This is a genomic window from Paraburkholderia sp. RAU2J, from assembly GCF_003634845.1.
In the GTDB taxonomy this organism is placed as follows: Bacteria; Pseudomonadota; Gammaproteobacteria; order Burkholderiales; family Burkholderiaceae; genus Paraburkholderia; species Paraburkholderia fynbosensis.
Genome location: NZ_RBXG01000002.1, coordinates 377,262 through 397,297, shown reverse-complemented (window position 1 = coordinate 397,297; position 20,036 = coordinate 377,262). Strand labels below are relative to the sequence as shown.

General features: G+C 65.1%; 20 protein-coding genes. 9 read left to right on the top strand and 11 right to left on the bottom strand.

What is annotated here, in order from left to right:
• Positions 1-22: 22 nt before the first annotated feature.
• The 4 genes from B0G69_RS41040 (at position 23) to B0G69_RS19275 (ending at position 5,977) form a co-directional block, all read left to right on the top strand.
• The gene (locus B0G69_RS41040) at positions 23-193 is read left to right on the top strand and encodes a hypothetical protein (RefSeq protein WP_158608956.1); all 171 of its coding nucleotides are present in this window, start codon (positions 23-25) and stop codon (positions 191-193) included.
• A 128-nt stretch (positions 194-321) separates the two neighbouring features.
• Positions 322-987, top strand: coding sequence for an FMN-binding negative transcriptional regulator (locus tag B0G69_RS19285; protein WP_121320127.1), 666 nt, complete (start codon positions 322-324; stop codon positions 985-987).
• 115 nt (positions 988-1,102) lie between these two features.
• Entirely contained in the window at positions 1,103-3,772 is a 2,670-nt protein-coding gene (locus B0G69_RS19280) for a heavy metal translocating P-type ATPase (RefSeq protein WP_121323772.1), read from the top strand.
• Positions 3,773-4,003: 231 nt separating this feature from the next.
• Positions 4,004-5,977, top strand: coding sequence for a methyl-accepting chemotaxis protein (locus tag B0G69_RS19275; protein ID WP_121320125.1), 1,974 nt, complete (start codon positions 4,004-4,006; stop codon positions 5,975-5,977).
• Positions 5,978-6,087: 110 nt separating this feature from the next.
• Here B0G69_RS19275 and B0G69_RS19270 read toward each other — a convergent pair whose 3' ends face one another.
• Positions 6,088-6,741 carry a glutathione S-transferase family protein gene (locus B0G69_RS19270; protein ID WP_121320123.1) on the bottom strand — a complete coding sequence of 218 codons (654 nt, stop codon included), beginning with the start codon at positions 6,739-6,741 and terminating at the stop codon, positions 6,088-6,090.
• A 217-nt stretch (positions 6,742-6,958) separates the two neighbouring features.
• Here B0G69_RS19270 and phaZ point away from each other — a divergent pair, with 217 nt between their 5' ends.
• The gene (phaZ, locus tag B0G69_RS19265) at positions 6,959-8,446 is read left to right on the top strand and encodes a polyhydroxyalkanoate depolymerase (protein ID WP_121320120.1); all 1,488 of its coding nucleotides are present in this window, start codon (positions 6,959-6,961) and stop codon (positions 8,444-8,446) included.
• Positions 8,447-8,558: 112 nt separating this feature from the next.
• Here the strand turns inward: phaZ and B0G69_RS19260 are convergent, their stop codons facing one another.
• The 8 genes from B0G69_RS19260 to B0G69_RS19230 all read right to left on the bottom strand — a co-directional run bounded on the left by B0G69_RS19260 (position 8,559) and on the right by B0G69_RS19230 (position 14,889).
• A complete protein-coding gene (locus tag B0G69_RS19260) occupies positions 8,559-8,993 on the bottom strand; it encodes a cupin domain-containing protein (protein ID WP_121320119.1) in 435 nt (144 codons plus the stop codon).
• Positions 8,994-9,193: 200 nt separating this feature from the next.
• Entirely contained in the window at positions 9,194-9,805 is a 612-nt protein-coding gene (locus tag B0G69_RS19255) for a flavin reductase family protein (protein WP_121320117.1), read from the bottom strand.
• A gap of 263 nt (positions 9,806-10,068) precedes the next feature.
• Entirely contained in the window at positions 10,069-11,022 is a 954-nt protein-coding gene (locus tag B0G69_RS19250; RefSeq protein ID WP_199731292.1) for a 3-hydroxyacyl-CoA dehydrogenase family protein, read from the bottom strand.
• A gap of 109 nt (positions 11,023-11,131) precedes the next feature.
• Complete coding sequence (locus B0G69_RS19245; RefSeq protein WP_121320113.1) at positions 11,132-11,431, bottom strand: hypothetical protein; 300 nt, start codon at positions 11,429-11,431, stop codon at positions 11,132-11,134.
• Between the two features lie 416 nt (positions 11,432-11,847).
• A complete protein-coding gene (locus B0G69_RS41440) occupies positions 11,848-12,006 on the bottom strand; it encodes a hypothetical protein (RefSeq protein ID WP_175163805.1) in 159 nt (52 codons plus the stop codon).
• A 193-nt stretch (positions 12,007-12,199) separates the two neighbouring features.
• A complete protein-coding gene (locus tag B0G69_RS19240; RefSeq protein ID WP_121320111.1) occupies positions 12,200-12,508 on the bottom strand; it encodes a hypothetical protein in 309 nt (102 codons plus the stop codon).
• A 217-nt stretch (positions 12,509-12,725) separates the two neighbouring features.
• Positions 12,726-14,069, bottom strand: a complete 1,344-nt coding sequence (locus B0G69_RS19235) for a hypothetical protein (protein WP_121320109.1) — start codon at positions 14,067-14,069, stop codon at positions 12,726-12,728.
• A 133-nt stretch (positions 14,070-14,202) separates the two neighbouring features.
• On the bottom strand, positions 14,203-14,889 hold the full coding sequence (locus B0G69_RS19230) for an MgtC/SapB family protein (protein ID WP_121320107.1): 687 nt from the start codon (positions 14,887-14,889) through the stop codon (positions 14,203-14,205).
• Positions 14,890-15,171: 282 nt separating this feature from the next.
• On the opposite strand from B0G69_RS19230, the gene B0G69_RS19225 reads away from it, so the two are divergent.
• Both B0G69_RS19225 and B0G69_RS19220 read left to right on the top strand, forming a co-directional pair.
• A complete protein-coding gene (locus B0G69_RS19225; protein ID WP_121323771.1) occupies positions 15,172-16,281 on the top strand; it encodes an AGE family epimerase/isomerase in 1,110 nt (369 codons plus the stop codon).
• A gap of 53 nt (positions 16,282-16,334) precedes the next feature.
• Positions 16,335-16,658 (top strand): HNH endonuclease signature motif containing protein, encoded by a 324-nt coding sequence (locus tag B0G69_RS19220; protein ID WP_121320105.1) that lies wholly within the window; start codon positions 16,335-16,337, stop codon positions 16,656-16,658.
• A 130-nt stretch (positions 16,659-16,788) separates the two neighbouring features.
• Here the strand turns inward: B0G69_RS19220 and B0G69_RS19215 are convergent, their stop codons facing one another.
• The gene (locus B0G69_RS19215) at positions 16,789-17,064 is read right to left on the bottom strand and encodes a hypothetical protein (RefSeq protein ID WP_121320103.1); all 276 of its coding nucleotides are present in this window, start codon (positions 17,062-17,064) and stop codon (positions 16,789-16,791) included.
• A 220-nt stretch (positions 17,065-17,284) separates the two neighbouring features.
• Here B0G69_RS19215 and B0G69_RS19210 point away from each other — a divergent pair, with 220 nt between their 5' ends.
• Entirely contained in the window at positions 17,285-17,488 is a 204-nt protein-coding gene (locus tag B0G69_RS19210) for a cold-shock protein (RefSeq protein WP_102632542.1), read from the top strand.
• Positions 17,489-17,599: 111 nt separating this feature from the next.
• On the opposite strand, the gene B0G69_RS19205 is transcribed toward B0G69_RS19210, so the two are convergent.
• Positions 17,600-19,222 (bottom strand): methyl-accepting chemotaxis protein, encoded by a 1,623-nt coding sequence (locus B0G69_RS19205; RefSeq protein WP_121320101.1) that lies wholly within the window; start codon positions 19,220-19,222, stop codon positions 17,600-17,602.
• A gap of 266 nt (positions 19,223-19,488) precedes the next feature.
• Between B0G69_RS19205 and B0G69_RS19200 the strand changes: the two genes are divergently transcribed.
• The gene (locus B0G69_RS19200; protein WP_121320099.1) at positions 19,489-19,923 is read left to right on the top strand and encodes a PaaI family thioesterase; all 435 of its coding nucleotides are present in this window, start codon (positions 19,489-19,491) and stop codon (positions 19,921-19,923) included.
• The last annotated feature ends 113 nt before the right edge of the window (positions 19,924-20,036 follow it).

Below are 20,036 nucleotides of genomic sequence, written 5' to 3'. Positions count from 1 at the left end.
AGGTGGCGGAACGTGCGGTCCTATGGGAGATGCCGGTGCGCAGCGATGCCTGCATGCGTGGCCTCCCAAAGCCCAGCGCAGCCAGATCGCGATTCGCGATGCCGACAACATCGGGTTGTATCGTATCCTTGCTAACCAGGCAAGCACAAAGGTGGAGATCGCGCCTTATCGCATGCGGGAGTGGTCCATCTAAGATGCGGTTGACGCTTTTATGCAGATTCGCTCCGGCGCGCGGCACCTGTCGCGCTTGCCAACGCACCGACGTTTTTTTGCCGTTGCGTCCTTTGCGTCTTTTCGCCCTTTCGTATCCGGAGCGCTTCAATGTATATGCCCGCCCATTTCGAAGAGAACCGTCCAGAGGTTCTCCACCGCCTGATCGCCGAGCAGCCGTTCGGCGCGCTGATTACGAACGGGCCGAACGGGCTCGACGCGAATCATTTGCCGTTCGAAGCGCAGCTCGTCCCTGCGGGGGACGACGCTTCGGCACCGCCAAGCCGCTGTCTGCTGCGCGCCCACGTCGCCCGCGCGAACCCGGTCTGGAAAGAAGCCGCCACCCATCCCGACGCCCTCGTGATCTTCCAGGGTCCCGCCGCTTACATCTCGCCGACGTGGTATCCGAGCAAGCATGAAGCGCATCGCCAGGTGCCGACGTATAACTACATCGTGGTGCATGCGCACGGCCGGATCGTCGTGCGTGACGACGAGCCGTTCGTGCGCGGTCTCGTTGCGCGGCTCACCCGCAAGATGGAAGCCGGCGAAGCGGTGCCGTGGAAGATGGGCGACGCGCCCGCCGACTTCATTACGCAGATGCTCGGCGCGATCGTCGGGATCGAAATCGAGGTGACGCGCCTCGTCGGCAAATGGAAACTCAGCCAGAACAAGGAAGCCGCCGACCGGCGCGGCGCGGCCGACGCGCTGCTCGCGCGCGCCAGCGATCAGCAGCAGGCCGTCGGCCAGGCGATGCTGGACGCGCCGCCGGCTTTCTGAGCGAACGCTTGCGACGCCGGCTCGCCGCCGCATCGTCGGTCCTTGACTTTCCCATCATGGGAAGGTCGATACTGGATTCACGATGCGGCCCAATGCCGCCACGAGCTTGCCGACCATGACCGACCTCGCCGATCCGCAGCGCACCGCTGCCACTCCCTCCTCCGCTCCCGTCCGATTCGCCGAACTCGATATCGGCGGGATGACATGCGCCTCGTGCGCGACGCGCGTCGAGAAGGCGCTCGCCAAAGTGCCGGGCGTAACGCGTGCGTCGGTGAATCTGGCCACTGAGCAGGCACGGGTCGAAGGCGATGCGACCGTCGATGCCGAAGCGCTTGCCAACGCCGTGCGCAAAGCGGGCTATGAAGCCACGCCGTCCGCTCGCACCGACGCCACCCAGGTTGAAATGCAGCCCACCACTGAACTGGCGATCGGCGGCATGACCTGCGCATCGTGCGCGATGCGGGTCGAGAAAGCGCTCGCCAGGGTGCCGGGTGTCACGCACGCGTCGGTGAATCTGGCGACCGAAACCGCCACCGTCAAACTCAGCAGCACGGCCGCCGACCCGGATACGCTGATCGCCGCCGTCAGCAAGGCCGGCTACGAAGCGACCCTGATCGCGGCGCCGGAGACCGCGGCGCTTGCCGACGCCACCGGCCAGGCCGCCACCACGGCCCCCACCGCCGCGGAGCGCAAGCGCAGCGAGGCTCGCCGCGAACTCGCCGCCGTGCTCGCCTGCGCCGTGCTGACGCTGCCACTCATCGTGCCGATGTTCGGCGAATGGTTCGGCGTGCATGCGATGCCGCCGCCGTGGCTGCAATTCGGGCTCGCCTCGATCGTGCAGTTCGTGTTCGGCGCGCGCTTCTATCGCGCGGCTTACCGCGCCGTGCGGGCAGGCGCGGGCAACATGGACCTGCTGGTGGCGCTCGGCACGTCGGCGGCGTACGGCATCAGCGTCTACGAACTCGCGTCGCATCCGGGCGACATGATGCATCTGTATTTCGAAGCGTCGGCGGTCGTGATCACGCTGGTGCGCTTCGGCAAATGGCTCGAAGCGCGCGCGAAGCGTCAGACCACCGATGCGATTCGCGCACTCAACGCGCTGCGCCCCGAGCGCGCGCGCATCCGCGTCGGCGGCGGCGAGCGCGAGGTGCCGCTCGCGCAGGTGCAGGTCGGCACGGTGGTGATCGTGCGGCCGGGCGAGCGCGTGCCGGTCGACGGTGCGGTGCTCGAAGGCCGCACGCATATCGACGAATCGCTGATCACCGGCGAAAGTCTGCCGGTGCCGAAACAGCCGGCCGATACCGTCACGGCCGGCTCGATCAACGGCGAAGGCGCGATTGCCGTGACGACCTCTGCGATCGGCGCCGAAACGACGCTGGCGCGGATCATCCGCCTCGTCGAAAGCGCACAGGCGGAAAAGGCGCCGATCCAGCGGCTGGTCGACCGCGTCAGCGAAATCTTCGTACCGGCGATCCTCGCGATCGCGCTGCTCACGCTGATCGGCTGGCTGATCGCCGGCGCAGGCGGCGAAACCGCGATTCTGAATGCGGTGGCCGTGCTGGTAATCGCCTGCCCCTGCGCGCTCGGGCTGGCGACACCGGCGGCGATCATGGCCGGCACCGGCGTCGCCGCGCGGCACGGTGTGCTGATCAAGGACGCCGAGGCGCTGGAGACCGCGCATCGGGTGAGCATCGTCGCGTTCGATAAAACCGGCACGCTGACGCTCGGGCAGCCGTCGATGACGGCGTTCGAGCCGATCGGCGGGATGGGCCGCGATGAAGCGCTGGCGCTTGCGGCCGCGGTGCAGCGGCACAGCGATCATCCGCTGGCGCGTGCGGTGGTGAAGGCGTATGAAGCGGCGACCGCGGTGGCGGAGAATGCGGCAACGACTGAAGTGGTCGATGCTGCTGAAACCGCTGAGAGGCCGCAGACACCGACGCACGCCGCATCGACAGTGCAGACCGCAACGGCCGGCCCGGCAACGCCTCCCGCTCTTCACCCTCACGTCCCCCAAGCCACCGCCGCACGCGCGGTCGCCGGCCGTGGCGTCGAAGCAGAGGTCGGCGGGCGCACGCTCGCGCTCGGCAGCACGCGCTGGCTCGACGAACTCGGCATCGGGTTGCCGCCCGCGCTCGCTTCGCGCGCTCACGAACTCGAAACCGCCGGCAACACCGTCTCGTGGCTCATGGCACGTGATGCGCAAGCGCCCGCCGCGCTCGCGCTGATCGCATTCGGCGACACCGTCAAACCCACCGCACGCGCCGCCGTCGAACGGCTGGCGCAAATGGGCATCCACAGCGTGCTCGTCACCGGCGACAATCGCGGCAGCGCCGCGAGCGTCGCCGAGGCGCTCGGCATCGACGAATTCCACGCCGAAGTCCTGCCCGACGACAAAGCCCGCGTGATCCGCGATCTGAAAATCCGCCGCGCGGGCATCGTCGCGATGGCCGGGGACGGCATCAACGACGCCCCCGCGCTCGCCGCCGCCGACATCGGCATCGCGATGGCGACCGGCACCGACGTCGCGATGCACGCCGCCGGCATCACGCTGATGCGCGGTGATCCGGCGCTGGTGGCCGATGCCGTCGATATCTCGCGCAGGACCTGGCGCAAAATCCAGCAAAACCTCTTCTGGGCCTTCGTCTACAACCTGATCGGCATTCCGCTGGCCGCGTTCGGTTTGCTGAATCCGATGCTCGCCGGCGCGGCGATGGCGTTTTCGAGCGTCAGCGTCGTCACCAACGCGTTGCTGTTGCGCACCTGGCGCGGCGGGCCGGGGCGTTAGGAGCATTGGCAGCGCGTTAGAAGCGCTGGCAACGCTTCAGGAGCGCATCGAACATCAGGCGCCGCGCACGCCGTCGCCCTTCAAAGGCGCCCCCCTCGGCGCCGCATGCATTACGAACCACTTTCAACGGCCCTAAAGGTCAGCGCAGCCGCAGCCGTAAACCAGACAACGACGCCGGCATGCCTCCCATGATCGGCGCTTTCGCTTGTCCCCCTTACTCAGCGACTGCCCATGGACTTTCTCTTTTTGCGCCGCGCCAGCGTCGGCGTCCGGCTCGCCGTGCTCTCATGCGTGCTGGTAGCGTTGCTTTTCGCCACCTTCGCGTGGGCGCTCACGCGCGCCGCCGGCGGCCAGGTCCGCGATCAGGTGCTCGAACGCATCGCCGAAAAAGACCGCTCGATCGCGGCAATGATCACGCTGTTCGACCAGGCGCTGTCGGCTGAAGTCGACCGTTCGATGGCGCTGTTCGCGAGCTTCCTGCCCCCCGACTTCGCGCTCGACGACACGCAGAAAGTCGACATCGGCGGCATGGCGACGCCGACCTTCAAGGCCGGCGACAAAGTGCTGAACCTGGACTTCACCATCCCCGACCAGTTTCTCGAACGCAGCGGCGCGGTCGCCACCGTGTTCGCGCGCAGCGGCGACGACTTCGTGCGCGTGACGACCTCGTTGAAGAAACAGGACGGCTCGCGCGCGATCGGCACGCTGCTCGATCGCAAGGGACCGGCGTATGCGCCGCTGCTCGCGAACCGCTCCTATACGGGATTGGCCGCGCTGTTCGGCAAACGTTGGATCACGCAATACCGGCCGATCACCGACGCGAGCGGCCGCGTGATCGGCGCGTTGTTCGTCGGCGTGAACGTGGACAAGGAGATTCAGTCTGTCGAGGACGGCATCCGCAATCTGAAGATCGGCGCGAGCGGTTATTACTTCGTGCTCGACGCGTCGAAGGGCGCGGATCGCGGCAAGCTGATCGTGCATCCGGCCGCCGCCGGGCAGAAAGCGGACGACGCGAACGCGCCGTATCAACGCATGCTCGACATGAAGCAAGGCCAGCTCGACTACAGTTCCGCCGACGCGACGCTCGGCGAGCAGGACGCGCGCGACAAATTCGTGTCGTTCGTCACGGTGCCGGAGTGGCAATGGCTGGTGGGCGGCGTCGCGCCGCGCGACGAAGTGCTGGCCGACGTCGTCGCGACGCGCAATCGCTTCGTGCTGCTCGGTCTCGTGCTGGTCGGCGTGTTCGCGATCGTGTTCCTGATCGCGGTGCGGCGTCTCGTCAGCCGTCCGCTCGACGAAGCCGCGAAAGCCTCCGAACGTTTCGCCTCGGGCGACCTGAGCGTGCGCGTGGCGCGGCACGGCACCGCGCGCGCCGACGAAATCGGCCGCCTGATGCAGTCGATCGACGGGATCGGCGAAGGCCTCGCGCGGATCGTTTCGCAGGTGCGCAATGCATCGGCGGATATGTCGGAGGGCACCGAGAAGATCGCCACCGGCAGCGGCCATATCGCCGCGCGCATCGCCACGCAGGCGAGCAGCCTCGAGGAAACGGCGGCCAGCATGGAGCAGATCACGTCGACCGTGCAGCAGAACGCCGCTCACGCGACGCAAGCCAACACGCTCGTCACGCACGCCGCCGATGCCGCGCTCGAAGGCGGCCGCGCGGTCGAGCGGGTGGTGTCGACGATGGGCGAGATCAGCCGTTCGTCGCAGAAGATCGCGGAGATCACGACGGTGATCGAAGGCATCGCGTTCCAGACCAACATCCTCGCGCTGAACGCCGCCGTCGAAGCCGCGCGCGCGGGCGAGCACGGCAAGGGCTTCGCGGTGGTGGCCTCGGAAGTGCGCGCGCTCGCGCAACGCAGCGCGGCCTCGGTGAAGGAAATCGAAAGCCTGATCGCGAGTTCGACGGCGACAGTCAAAAGCGGATTTCGGATCGCCGAAGAAGCCAGCTCGACCATGCAAGGCATCGTTCAGCAGGTCGGCCAGGTGCGCGCGATCATGAGCGAGATCAACGTCGCGTCGCGCGAGCAATCGGGCGGCATCGAGCAGGTCAACCTCGCCGTCACGCAGATCGGCGAGGCGACCCAGCAGAACGCGACGATCGTCGGCGACGCGGAACTCGCGGCCGCCGAGTTGCGCGAGCAGGCCGCGCGTCTTGCGCAAGTGGTCAGCGTGTTCAAGCTCGAACGCGGACGCGAGTGACCTGGCGTTCGTGCCGGCTGAGGCGCGGCGCAGTGTTCATTGCCGCGCCGGCTGTGCTTCCGTCAGCGCGGTCGATGCGCGAGTCGCATGCGCGCTACCACGACGCCGGCTTAAAACTCGGCGTCCAGTTCGTCGATCTCTTCGACTTCCTGCTGCGCCTCGGCGATCCACTGCTGCATGTCGGGCAGCGCGATGATCCGCTGTCCATATTCGACGATTTCCGGATCGAGCTTCACGTCGTAAGTCACGAAACGCATCACCACGGGTGCGTACATCGCATCCGCCGCGGTGCGCTCGCCGAACAGAAACGGACCGCCATAGTGCTTCAGGCACTCGCCCCAGATCGTCACGATCCGGTCGATATCCGACTGCGCGCGCGCCCACACCTTGAAGCCCGGGAAATGCGCCTTGAGGTTCATCGGCAATGCCGAGCGCAGCGAAGCGAAACCCGAATGCATCTCGCCACAAATCGAGCGGCAATGCGCTCGCGCGCGAATGTCCTTCGGCAACAGCGCGGCTTGCGGTTTCACCTCGTTCAGATATTCGGCGATCGCGAGCGTGTCCCAGATCTCGATGCCGTCGTGCACGAGGCACGGCACCAGAATCGACGGCGACAACAGCAGCAGTTCGGCGCGCGCGGCGGGATCGTCGATCGGCACCACGATCTCTTCGAACGGCAAGCCGCTGAACTTCGTCAACAGCCAGCCGCGCAACGACCACGACGAATAATTCTTGCTGCTGATAGTGAGCGTGGTATTCGCCATACGTTTCTCCTCCAGATGACGCGCCCGGCCGACGCGTGAGCTCAGGCATGCACGCCGCCGTGCGCATACGCACCAAAGCGCGGCACTTCCGGCCCGTTAAGCCGACGCGCGCAAATGCCATGCCAACGCGGGAGCCGCGGCGGGCCCCAACGGCCATGCATGGCACATGACTTGCCTCTATTCGGGCTCCTTCCTTTCCCGCATTCGTGCGAGGGTTATGAACCTGTTCGCATACTCCGCGTTCCAGGCCGGCGCCGACATGATGCTGCCGCTACGGCACAGCGCGGCACTGATGAATCATTCGCTCGACGCGTGGCCCGCGTTCGGCGACACGTCGCATGGCCGCTCATTGCGCGCGGGCTGCGAACTGTTGACGCTTGCCGGACTCACGCCCGTGCGGCCGCCGTTCGGCATCGATAGCGTAGTGACGGAAGGCAGGCAGGTGGCCGTCGTCGAGGAAATCACCGCGCACACGCCGTTCTGTTCGCTGTTGCATTTCCGTAAGGACACCACGCCGTCGGCGCCGCAGCCGCGCGTGCTGATCCTCGCGCCGATGTCCGGCCACTTTGCGACGCTACTGCGTGGCACCGTGCGCACCATGCTGGCCGACCACGACGTCTATATCACCGATTGGCACAACCCGCGCGACGTGCCGCTGAGCCAGGGCCGCTTCGGCTTCAACGAATTCGTCCAGCACGTGATCGATTTCACGGAGAAGATCGGGCCCAGCTCGCATCTGCTGGCGGTATGCCAGCCGACCGTCGCCGCGCTCGCGGCAGTCGCGCTGATGGCCGCCGAGGATCATCCCGACCAGCCAGCCAGCATGACGCTGATGGCCGGGCCGCTCGATACGCGCATCAATCCGACGCGGGTCAACGAACTGGCGAAGAGCAAACCGATCGAGTGGTTCGAGCAGAACCTGATCAGCGCGGTGCCGTTCGGTTTCGCGGGCGCGCATCGGCGCGTGTATCCGGGCTTCATGCAGTTGAGCGCGTTCATGTCGATGAACCTCGCGCGCCATGCCGATTCGTTCGAGACGATGTATTACGAGCGCGCGAAGGGCGATCCAGCGAAAGCCGATGCGATTCACACGTTCTACGAAGAATATTTCGCGACGATGGACCTGACGGCCGACTTCTATCTGGAAACCGTCGACACGATTTTTCAGCGGCACGCACTGCCGTTGCATGCGCTCGAAGTGGAAAGCCGGGTGGTGGACCCGTCGAAGATCCGCCGGACTGCGTTGCTCACGGTCGAGGGCGAAAAAGACGATATCTGCGCCGTCGGGCAGACGCTCGCCGCGCAGGACATGTGCGACAAGCTGCGGCCATATCTGAAGACGCATCACGTGCAAACCGGTGTCGGGCATTACGGCGTGTTCAACGGACGCCGCTGGGAGCGGCACATTTATCCGCGCGTGCGGGCCGTAATCTACGACAACGAGCCGCGCGCGGTGTTGGTGAGTTCGCGGGCGCGCACGATCACGCCTGTCCCGATGCCCGCCGCGGCCGCAGCAGAGATGACGGCAGCGGCGCCGGCTGCCGCGGCGGTGGTCGATGTCGAAGTGGACGCGCAGTTGGCGGCGGGCGGCGCGAATGGCGCCGGCGCGAGTGCCGACGCCAGCGGCGGTTCAACCGCCGTCGCTGGTGCCGCAGCAAAACCGGCTGCGGCGCAAACGCCGCGCAGACGGCCATCGGCCAGTTAGTGATCTGGTTCGCTGGGGCTTGTCTGCTGCGTGGTACGCCGCGGTGCGGCGTATGCACACGGTGTTCGCAGCGCTGACGGCTATCCCGCCGCCAGAACTGCTCCCGCTTCCATCAAACAGCAACGCTCTTCCACGGCTTCACGGCCGGCACTTCACACGGCCCTTCGACTTCAATCGATTTGAAATCGGCAGGCGACACGATTTCGACGTATTCCATGTCTTCGGAGTAGTCGAACAGATAGTGGATGATGCCCGGTGCCTGGTGCACGCAATCGCCAGCGGCGACCAGCGTTTCCTTGTCGCCGTACATGAAGCGCGCCCAGCCCTTCAGCATGATCACAATGTGGAAGTCGGCCTCATGACGGTGCCAGCCGGTGCCTTGCTCTGGTGCGTGATTCGCCTTGACGAGTTGCGCGAGCACCTTGCCGCCGGTCGCCTGCGCGATGCCCAGATCGCGGTAGAGAAAAAAGTCGCGTAAGCCCTGATCCACGTAGGACGTGTCTTGCGGACGGACATGGCTGAATTGCGTGGCGAATTCGGTGGACATGATCGCGCTCCATGAGAGTGAGCCGGCAGTTGAAACGACGCGTTGGAGCGTCGATGGCAAGCATCAAGCAGGCCAAGTTTTCTGGTACTCGCCTCGGTCTGACCTGGTTCTGCGGCGGCACGCGATGGCGCTCGATACTTCAGATGCCGCGCCGCATTGCGCGGCACGGCTCGGCGTACGTCAAACGCCGGGGATCCTGTTCAGGCAGTCGGGCGGAACATCTGGAACATCTCGCCGATTTGCGCATAGTCGGCGCGATAGCCCGCACGCATGATCGGCTGCGCGGCCTGAGTGTCGAACAGGCCGTCTTTCAGATACGCCTCGTTGATATGCACGCCGACCACCTGGCCGAGCGACAGATAGTTGTCCATCGGCTTGCCGTCGAGCGTATGCAGACGCACCACTTGCAGCAGCTTGCATTCGAGCGCGGCCGGCGATTCGGCGACGTGCGGCACGGCGACATTGCGGCCGGGTGCGGGCGTCAGGCCGGCGAGTTCGAACTCGTCGACGTGCGGCGCGACCGGCGCCGACGAACGGTTCATCTGTTCGGCGAGCGGCCGCGTCGCAAGATTCCAGACGAATTCGCCGGTGGCCTCGATGTTGTTGACGCTGTCTTTACGGCCCTCGCTGCTGAAGCCGATGATCGGCGGGAAGGTGGCGAACGCGCCGAAGAAACTGTAGGGCGCAAGGTTCAACGTGCCGTCGGTATCGCGCGAGGAAATCCAGCCGATCAGACGCGGAGCGACGATGGCCTTGAACGGGTCATGCGGCAGGCCGTGGCCGGCAGCGGGGTCGTAGAAGTAGTGGGACATGACGTGGTGGTGAGTTGGCGGGTGGTGCGAAGTGACTAGTTATACCGCAGAGTAGCGAGAGTCGTTGCGGGCGTGCTGTGGTGTGGAGCGGGAGGCGTTGCTGCTATCTTCGATGCTGCGGCAAGGCTCTCGCCAGGCGCCAGGTGCATGGTGGAAACGCGGCAGCAATGTCGTTGCAACGCGCGGCGCGGCGAGCGCGTTCGGCTGCGCCCGTTTGCGTTCACTCGCGTTCACTCGCGTTATGCGCCCGCACCAGGCCTGCATCAGCCGCGGCTGATCACGCGTTTGCGTCCTTCCTTGACGCGCGCCAGACGCTCGTCGTCCCACTCATGGAAACCGGCGCCGCTGCGCACGCCGACACGCCCCGCATCGACCTGCTGACGCAGCAGGTCCAGCACGTCCTCGTCTTTGGCAAGCTCCGGCATCAGATGCGAGGAGATGTCGAGGAAGGTGTCGAGCCCCCCCATGTCGGCGCCTTCGAGCGGTCCGACGATTCCCCAACGGCGTCCCAGCGACGCCTTCATGACCCGGTCGACCACATCCGGCGTCGCGGCGCCGGAGCGCACGATGTTCAACGCCTCGCGCAGCACCGCAAATTGCAGGCGGTTGCCGACGAAACCCGGAATCGCCTTCGCCAGCACCACCGGCTCCATGCCGATCGAGCTCATCAGCACGACGGTATGTTGCGTGACTTCCGGCGCGGTCGCCGTGCCCGGCACGACTTCGACGAGCGGGATCATGTGCGGCGGGTTCCAGAAATGCGCGATCAGAAAGCGCTCTTTCGCGCGCAACGGCGCGACCAGTTGATCGGGCGGAAAGCCGCTGGTATTGCTCGCGAGAATCGCGTCGTCGGCCAGCAGTCCGGTGAGCGCCGCATAGAGGCGATGCTTCAGTTCGAGCACCTCGGGAATCGCCTCGATCACGAATTGCGCCGACGCCATCACGCCGAGTTGCGCATGGGTTTCGATGCGCGCGAGCGCCGCGCGTTTGGCCGCTGCGTCGATACGTCCGGCGTCGATCAATTCGTCCAGCACCGCTTCCGCTTTCGGCGCGACGCTGGCCAGACGCGCCGGATCGACGTCGTGGACGATCGTCCGGTGCCCGTGCAGCGCGCTTTGCGTCGCAATGCCGACGCCCATCAACCCCGTGCCCACTACGCCAATTGTTGCCTTGTCCACGCCGCTCTCCTGCTGCCGTCGATAAAAGCCTTCAAGCATAGCGCAGCGCACCCGTTTGCAAGGCCGAACGTGACAAAGCCGGTCTTCCGCGAGGAAGGACCGGCTTTGTGGACCTCACGCCGCCATGCGCGGCGTCGTCATGCATGCATTAACCGTGATGCGGCGGACGATGGTCGTCGTGGTGGCGCGGATCGCGGTCGTGCGGGTGATTGTGCATCCACTCGTCGTGAGCCCAGTAGCGGTGGCCGTCGTAGTAACGGTCGCCATGCCAGCCGATGTTGATCGACACACCTACCGGCATCATGTGCGGCTGACCATACACCGCCGGGCGGTAGCCATTCTCCACGATGACGCGGTCCTGGGCGAAAGCGCTACCGGCTGCGAGCAACGCGCCACCTGCCAGCAGGGTTGCAATGATCGAACGCGATGTCTTGTTAAAGGTTTTCATAGTGACCTCCCATCAAAGTGTTGTTTCAAGCCAGCGCCGGTGCTCGTTCGAAGGATCGAACCCGACGCCGTACGCTTGAGAGCAACTTTAGCGACGCAAACCGCTCGAAGACGTGAGCACTTGTAAGCGGGCATTTCACAGATGGGGCCGGATGACGGCACGGTCGTACCGCGCTCTCGCCCCGTTCACAGGGGCATGCGTCGCAGGCAAGGCGCAGGAAGCGTCGGCCGGATGTCAGGCGCCGTTACATTCATTTCGTCGGAGAAATATTAGGCAACAGATAGGCATTCCGAACCGCCCAAAAAACAAAAAGCCACCGTACGCGTTTCGCGAACAGTGGCTTCAATAGTGCGATGCGCACCCGAAGTGCGCGTCCCTGTGCGGTGCTCCGCGCTCAGGACAGTCAGCTAGACTTTTTAGTCGGTCAGCTTGACGCCGAACAACGTAGCTTGCGCGCGGCGCATACGCGCCGATTCGCGGCTACGCGCTTCATACGAGTAATCCGAATCCATCGGCAGGTGGGGCGACGCAAAGAGGTCGCTGACCTTTTGGAACAGTGCAAAAATGAAGCTCATGGCGACTCCCGGTTAGTTACTGCATTTGCTAGGGTTTTCCCTTAAGAAGAAGTATAGGGTTTTCCCTAGGCAAAAGCTAGTGCAATGCAGCAATTTTTTGGTGTGGCGGGATGTCGCTGGGGTGTGACGTCATGGTGCGTTGCATCATGACAACGTCCCTTTTTTCGGAAGTCCAGCGGAAGCCATTCAACTGCTACTGCAGGGTGGTCGAGGCCGGCTTGCGGCTTCGCACGGGTTTCGCGCGCGGCGCGTCTTTACGCGGATTGGCGACGGCAGCGTCGACTGCGCCGGCCGCCGAAGCGTCTGCGCGCAGCAAGGTCGCGCTGTTCAATGACACGATCAGGCCCGGCAGCGTCCGCGCGGGATTGTCCTGCGGTTTGACGGACGCTCCCGTAGCCGTAAATTCAACGTTCAACGCCCAGTGGCCCTCGTGGATGCCCTGATCGCGCAGCAGTGCGGCCAACAGGTCCTCGATTGAGTATTTGTGCGCGCTAGTTGGCATGTTGACTCCTGTCAGAAGATGCGCTGGCGTACCTGTCTGGCTTCGCAACAGCGGGGAGAGTGTAAAACGCGCAGGGGAGTTGCGACGGGGCGACGGGGAGTGGGTGCCTTACCGCGCCTATCTCGCGGGACGAGATGGGCAAGGCGGTGGCCACCGAAGTTGGCCAGAGAACCTGGCCGCCGCTGCCGGCTATCGCCGGCGCAGCGGTGACTGATGGTCAGCCCGGCCTAACCGCCTTGGCCCTGTACCCATGCAGGGTTCGCGCGGCGTGCTTGCCATGAGCCGTCGTCGCGGCGCCGGCTTGCTGAGGCGCGGCGGGCGGCGTCGTAACCGCCGCCGCCGCAGCATTGGCCGCCGCTGCGTTGCCCACTGCGATGTGCGAATCGAGCAAGCTGGCCATGGCCGCCTGCTGGGTCTGCATCATCTGTTCGATGCGGTGCTGCTGGGCCGTCGTCTCGCGCGTCAGCCGCATCAGAAGCAGGGTCTGAGTGATGCCGATCGCCACCGTCGCCAACAACGCGCCCACCACGATCGACAACATCCATTTCATGCGGCGCGAATGATCGGTCGCGGCGCGGCGCTGATCGGCAATCACGCCGTAGAGCGCATCGACGGTATCGGCGAAGGCGGTTGCGCGTGCGCGATCCAGTTCCGGCGCGGCACGCAGCGCGGCTGCCGCCGATTCCGCCCGCTGCGCTTCCCGCCACGGCGCGGCGAACGCCGCGGCGCCGGCGTCTGCTGGGGCCTCCGCCGTATTGGTCAACGGCTTCGCCGCCGCATCGGTCGATTCAGCGGACGCCCCGCTCATGTCCACAGTGGCACCATCGGCAACCCTGCTCGCCGCTTCGGCGTCAGCCACGGCCGCGTCCTGCGAAGTCGTCGCCGCTTTCGCCAAAGTCGCCGCGAAGCGCTGCGGCGGTTTGCCGCCGCCCGACTTCGACGCGGCCGCCGGGTCAGCCGCCGCCGTCCGCGGTTCTTCCGCCTGACGCAGCGCGGTCACGCTGCGCGCGACGGTCGCAGCCGCCATCGCGGACGTGAACGGCATCGCCAGATCGCGCGCCGTCACTGCCGGTTTCTCACGCGCATCCGCTTGCGCCGCCGGCTTCGCGTCCGGCGGAACCGTTTTTTCGCCGACGGGCAAAGCCGCCGGCGTCGACGGCTCGATTTCGAGTCCGCTCAATTGCGCGTTGACCGGCACCGGCTCATCGGTCCTCGCGACACGCGGCGTGCGGCGCGCAGCCTTCGCGTCCAGCAACACGCCGTCGCCGGCGTCGATCGCGCCGACCGCCGCCAGCACGACATCGGGTAATTCGAAGCCATGCAGCGTGCCCTGCCGGACGTCGATATTCATCGCTTCCAGCGTCGCGCGGGTGGGATCGTCGGGGAACAGGTCGAGCGTGCTGTCGTCGCGGGACGCGCCGCTCAGTTGCGCAAGGCGTTGTGCCGAGCGCGCGGCGCGCGCCAGCTTGTTTTCGGTTTCGGTCGAGACGGTGGCCTGGCGCCGCTTTTTCGAAGCGGCGCGCTGCGGCCGGGACTGCCTGGTTGCTACGGAATCTGCCATAGAGAAAAAAGCGGTCGTCGCCGTCAAGCGGGCGCCGAGCACCGCTCGTCAATGCCACTGGAATTTTTCGAGCCCGCATTGTCGCATGGCCGCCCGCCCCCGCCGAAGCCATTCCCCGACGATTTTCGCCTTTTCAGGATGACGCCTCGTCCTGCCTGAACTGCCTGACGCCATGCAGTTGACGCAAGCGCGCGCAGATCGCTTCATATTCCGTATTCGACACGCGATGCAGCGTGATCATCACCTCGTCGCGCTCGGGCGTGTCGTCGCTTTGCTGCATCACGAATTGCTTGACGCGCGGGCTCGCCGCGCCGAGTTCGTCGTGCAGCGAGTGAAACGTCATCGTGCCGCGCTCGACGATCATCGTCACCTGGCGCCGCTGCTTGACCGTGATGAAGCGGCGCTCGAGCGGCTTGATGCCGGCGAGGATGATCAGAATGATGATGGTCGCCGCGATCGACGCCGTGTACAGTCCGCCGCCGACCGCGAGGCCGATCGCCGCGACCGACCAGAGGCTCGCCGCCGTCGTCAGTCCGCGCACGATCTCGCCGCGCAGCAGGATCGAGCCCGCGCCGAGAAGGCCGATCCCCGAGACCACCTGCGCGGCCATCCGCGACGGATCGAGCACGACGTGATCGCCGCTCAGCACTTCGGCGAAACCATAAGCCGACACGATCATGATGAGCGCCGAGCCGACGCACACCAGCATATGCGTGCGCAGGCCCGCCGCCCACGAGAGCCGCTCCCGCTCGAAGCCGATCACACTGCCGAGCGCCGCGGCCAGCACCAGGCGGGAGACGAGTTCGAGATTCCCCACCATTGTTTTTTCCTCCTTATCAGACATTATTCGAAGCGGTTTTCGCGCCCGTGGCGGCGTGTTCAGCGCGACCCGTTTGCTTTATGCTAAGCCGCGTGCGGGTTGCGTCGACGTGGCGTCGGCGGTATGGCGCGCGATTGCCAAGGCAATGCTGCACCGTCGGCGTGCAAACCTGGTAGCATCCGCACTCGCCGCCGACCTGAGCCGCCACCGCACCGCGCCGCCGCTCAGATCACGGACCGGTTCCGTGGACGCTCCGGCATCCCGCGCTTGAACAACTTGACCATACCGAGCATGAATCCTCCCGCCGCTGCGACGATCGCCCTCGCCACCGCACTACGCGATCACTTCACGAGCGTGGTGCTGCCCATGTGGCGCGGACCGGGATTCAACACCGCGCTCAAGTTGCCCTATGAATCCCTCAGCGCCGAGGATCACGCGCCGCTGCCCGCCGAGCGTTATCGAGCGATGGCCTGCGCGCGGCAGCTGTTCGTGTTCTCGCAAGCCGGTGACGCGGAGCATGCCCAAGTACTGTTCGACTCGTTGAGGCATACCTTCCAGGACACGGTCCACGGTGGATGGTTCTACAGCGTCGACGCGCACGGCGCGCCGCTCGACACCACGAAAGACCTGTACACACATGCATTCGTCGTTTTCGCGTGTGCGGAATACGGGCGGCGTTCGGGCAATCGCGACGCACTGGCGCTCGTGCACAACACCTCGGCGCTGATTCAGTCGCAATTCGCCGCCGACGGTGATCTGTTCAACGCCGCGCTGAGCGCGGATTTCGACAGCGTCACCGGCACGCCGATCCAGAATCCGCTGATGCACCTGACCGAAGCCTGGCTGGCCGCCTGCGAAGCCACGCGCGACAACGTCTTCGGCGCCGCCTTGCGCCGTCTGGCCGGCGCGGTGGCGCATCACTTCGTGCATAAGCCGACTGGCTGCATCGCCGAATTACCGATCGGCGCGAGCGTCAACCGTCTCGAGCCGGGCCATCAGTTCGAGTGGTTCTGGCTGGTTCGGCAGGCGGGCGCGCAGTTCGCAGGAACCGGCCTCGACGAAGCGCTTACGCGCGCGTTTGCCTTCGCGCACCAGCACGGCGTGGACCCGGCCACGGGCGGCGTGTGCGCCTCGCTCGACGAAACCGGCGCGATCAACGACGCCACCCAGCGAATCTGGGCGCAAACGGAATATCTGCGCGCGCTGGCGTGCCACGACGATCCGGCTGCGCTCGCCGCGCTGCCACGGCAAATCGAACTGTTCGAGCAACGCTTTCTGCATCCGCGGGGCTGGTTCGAGTGCAAGACGCCGGCAGGCGACGTGGCGCGCGCCGACATGCCGTCCACCACGCCCTATCACCTCGCCACTGCGTACGCCGGGTTGCCGGCCTGAGCGACGGCTAACTGCCTCGCTGCGCACAGCCGTCCACTACCGGTCTCGCGGCCATGGCCAGGAAACTCGCCGAACCTTGGTATCACGCGCCGCCGGCGGAGGAAATCTGCCCGCTCTGTGGCCGGCCGATCCCGCCGAGCCAGCGCGACCTGCATCATTGGGTACCCAAAACGAAGGGCGGCAAGGAGGTGGCCGCGTTGCACCGCATCTGCCACCGACAGCTTCACGCGCTGTTTTCGGAGACCGACCTGGCACAGCGCTACTCGACGGTCGACGCACTGCTCACCGACGAGGCGGTGCGCACCTTCGTCCGCTGGGTTCGTACCAAGCCGAATGATTTTTGCGAGCGAAGCCGCCGCAGCAGGAGGAAAGGCTGAGGGTCGAGCGGCAGAGAGCTGGTGAAACACGGGTGAAACGCGGCTGAAGCGCCGCCCATCGCGAAGCCGGCTGAGCGCCGGCGGCGAGCTCGCAAACGGGGGCCGACGCCAAGGCCGACCACCCGGTCGATCAATACTCTTCGCGTTGCCAAGGTCCCCAATCGGCGCCGGAAGATTTAAAACGCATATAAGTTGCGCTGTGGCCGGTGGGAATATCCGACGTGTCGCCGTGCGGCTTCTGATCGGTGATATGAAGGGCAAAAGCCTGCCGGTCTTCGGTATCGACGGTGATTCGGCCGACCGGGTCCAGGGCGCCCTCTTGAGGGGATTTAGACTCCAATATCGCGAGATAAGGGGTCAAACGACTCCAGAACGACGTAAGTTCTTCCTGCAAATAATGTGTCAATGTTTTTCCTGGAAGAGTAATACACGCAGTTTACCCTACCGGGCGGAACACCCTTCCAAATGCGTCCCAGAGCCTCAAAAAGGCCGATGCGGGGGAATACCCGAATACGGGTTGGTTGGCGTCCGTCATAAAGACGTGATACAACTCTCACTTCGCGCTCGGTCTCGTGTTGAGAAAAAGCGGGTCGCGAATGCAACACACAACATTTACTGGATCAAAAATGGCAACAGGTACTGTGAAGTGGTTTAACGATGCAAAGGGCTTTGGCTTCATCACGCCGGACGACGGCGGCGAAGACCTGTTCGCACACTTTTCGGAAGTTCAAGGCAGCGGCTTCAAGTCCCTGCAGGAAAACCAGAAGGTGTCGTTCGAAGTTAAGCAAGGCCCGAAGGGCAAGCAGGCTGCAAACATCCAGCCGGCCTAAGTACCTTCAGGTACTTGAGGCACCCTTAGGCGCTTGCGTCTGATGCAAAATGGCCCGCATTCGCGGGCCATTTTCTTTGCTGCCATGCCTTATTTTTAAGCGCCTGCGCGGTTAGATCGCGCGCATTCCGGACACCCCGAATTCCGGAACCCGAGCGCACATGTCATCGAGCTGTTGCGTGCGCAACACAGTTTCAGAAATTTCGAACACGGATACAGCCTGTTTCAATTGCTGAGTCTGTTGATGCAAGGAAGCCGCCGCCGCCGCGGCCTGTTCGACGAGCGCCGCGTTCTGCTGCGTCATCTCGTCCATCTGCACCACCGCCTGGTTCACCTGCTCGATGCCCGTGCTCTGTTCGAGCGACGACGCGCTGATTTCCGCCATCATCTGCGTGACGCGCGAAATCGACGCCGACACGTTGCTCATCGCCTCGCCGGCATGCTCGACCAGCGCCGAACCGCCCTGAATCTCCGCGACCGATTCGCTGATCAAGGTTTTGATCTCTTTCGCCGACTGCGCGCTGCGCTGTGCGAGACCGCGCACCTCGCCCGCCACCACCGCGAAGCCGCGGCCCTGCTCGCCCGCGCGCGCGGCCTCGACGGCCGCGTTCAGCGCGAGGATGTTGGTCTGGAACGCGATGCCGTCGATCACCGAAATGATCTCGGCGATCTTGTCCGAGCTTTGCGCGATGCCGCGCATCTTGTCGACCACCTCGTTGACCACTTCGCTGCCGCGCGACGTCGCTTCGAGCGCGGTTTCGGCAAGCGCATTGGCCTCACGCGCGTGATCCGCGTTCTGGCGCACCGTGGCCGTCAGTTCCTCCATGCTCGACGCGGTTTCTTCGAGCGATGCCGCCTGGTTTTCGGTACGTGCCGACAGATCGGCGTTGCCGGTGGCGATTTCATCGGCGCCGAGGTGGATCGAGTCGGCGGATTCGCGCACGGTCTGCACCGTGCGCGCCACGCTCGCCTGCATTCGTGCGAGACCGGAGAACAGCCGGCCAATCTCGTTGGTGCCACGCGCGGCGATCGGCTGGTCGAGGCGCCCCTGCGCGATGCGCTCGAAGTGCTGTCCCGCTTCCTCCAGCGGCGCCACCACGCCCCGGCGCAGCCCCGCATAGACCGCGCCGGTGCCGGCCACCAGCAACAGCAGGATCACGATGCTGACGACGCGAAATGCCGCCATGCGGTCGTCGATCGAATCGAGCGATGCGCGGCTCGCCGCCTCGCCGAATTGCACGAAGTTGTGCGACTCCGCGAGATAGGCGTCCTGGAACGACTGGGTCGGCTGATCGAGGAAAGCCTGGATGTTGTTCGAATCGAGAAACTGCACGAGTTCGGCGAGCGCGTCATGCAGCTTCTTGTAGCGATCGGCGAGCGCCGTGGCGCGCGCGCCGTTTTCGTCGCTGGTCTTCTGCGCACTCATGAACGCGCCGAAGGACTGATCGGCTGCCGTGAGCTGCTCGCGCGCATGCTGCACGATGTCGGTCGGCTCCGCGCCGCCGCGCACCATGCGCGTGCCGGCGCGCGACAGGTTGATGCGGGCGTCCATCAGGCGCTGGGTCGTCTCATTGACCGCGTCCACCTGTTTCAACGCGATGTTCGACAGATCGCCGACGTCGTCATGAGTACGGGTGAGCGACCAGAAGCCCAGCCCCACCGTGACGAGCTGGAATACGCAGAACGCGGCCAGAACACATAACAGGCCGGAGGCGACCTTGATCTTGCTGAACATCGTGAATCCTGAGGGCAAAGAATAACGGAACCTACGTCAGGGTTAACGGCAGGGCCGCCGTCGGCTTGAGGCCAATTTCATTAAAAATCGGCTTACAACCCCTTTTCATCGGCCAACGTCATGATTGCGGCTGTTTCGCACAACAATACGCCGCACATTTTTCCGAATCACCTTGACGCGCTGCATTAACCCTTCCTAGAGTGAGTGGGACTGCACGACGCAGGCCAGTGCAGATGCCACCGCGGGCCTCGCCCGAAGGAATCACGATGACCGACCTCCTCGACCGGGCGCGCGGCGCACTGCATGCCCAGCCGTTCAGCATGTTGCTAGGCGCCGAGCTGATGCATACCGGCACCAGCGAACTCACCCTGAGTTTGCCGATCCGCGACGAGTTGCGGCAGCAGCATGGCTTCGTGCACGGCGGCGTCATCAGCTATCTCGCCGACAATGCGCTCACGTTCGCCGGCGCGCTGTCGCTCGGGCCGAAAGTCGTGACCGGCGAATACAAGATCAACTATCTGCGCCCGGTAGTGAACGGCACGTTGGTCGCGCGCGCGAAGGTCGTCTATGCGGGCCGGCATCAGGCCACCTGCCAATGCAACGTGTACGTGATGGACGGCAACCGCGAGAAACTCGTCGCCGTCGCGCAAGGCACGGTCAACCGGATCGGTGAAAACGGCGAACACGAACCGGCGGGATAATCTGACGGCAATGCTTCGGCGCGGCACGGGTCTCGCGTGATCGCGCATCCTCGCTGATGCGGGACTCGTGCGCCCGCAGCGAACCGGCTAATTCACCTATTACGAGCGCAATG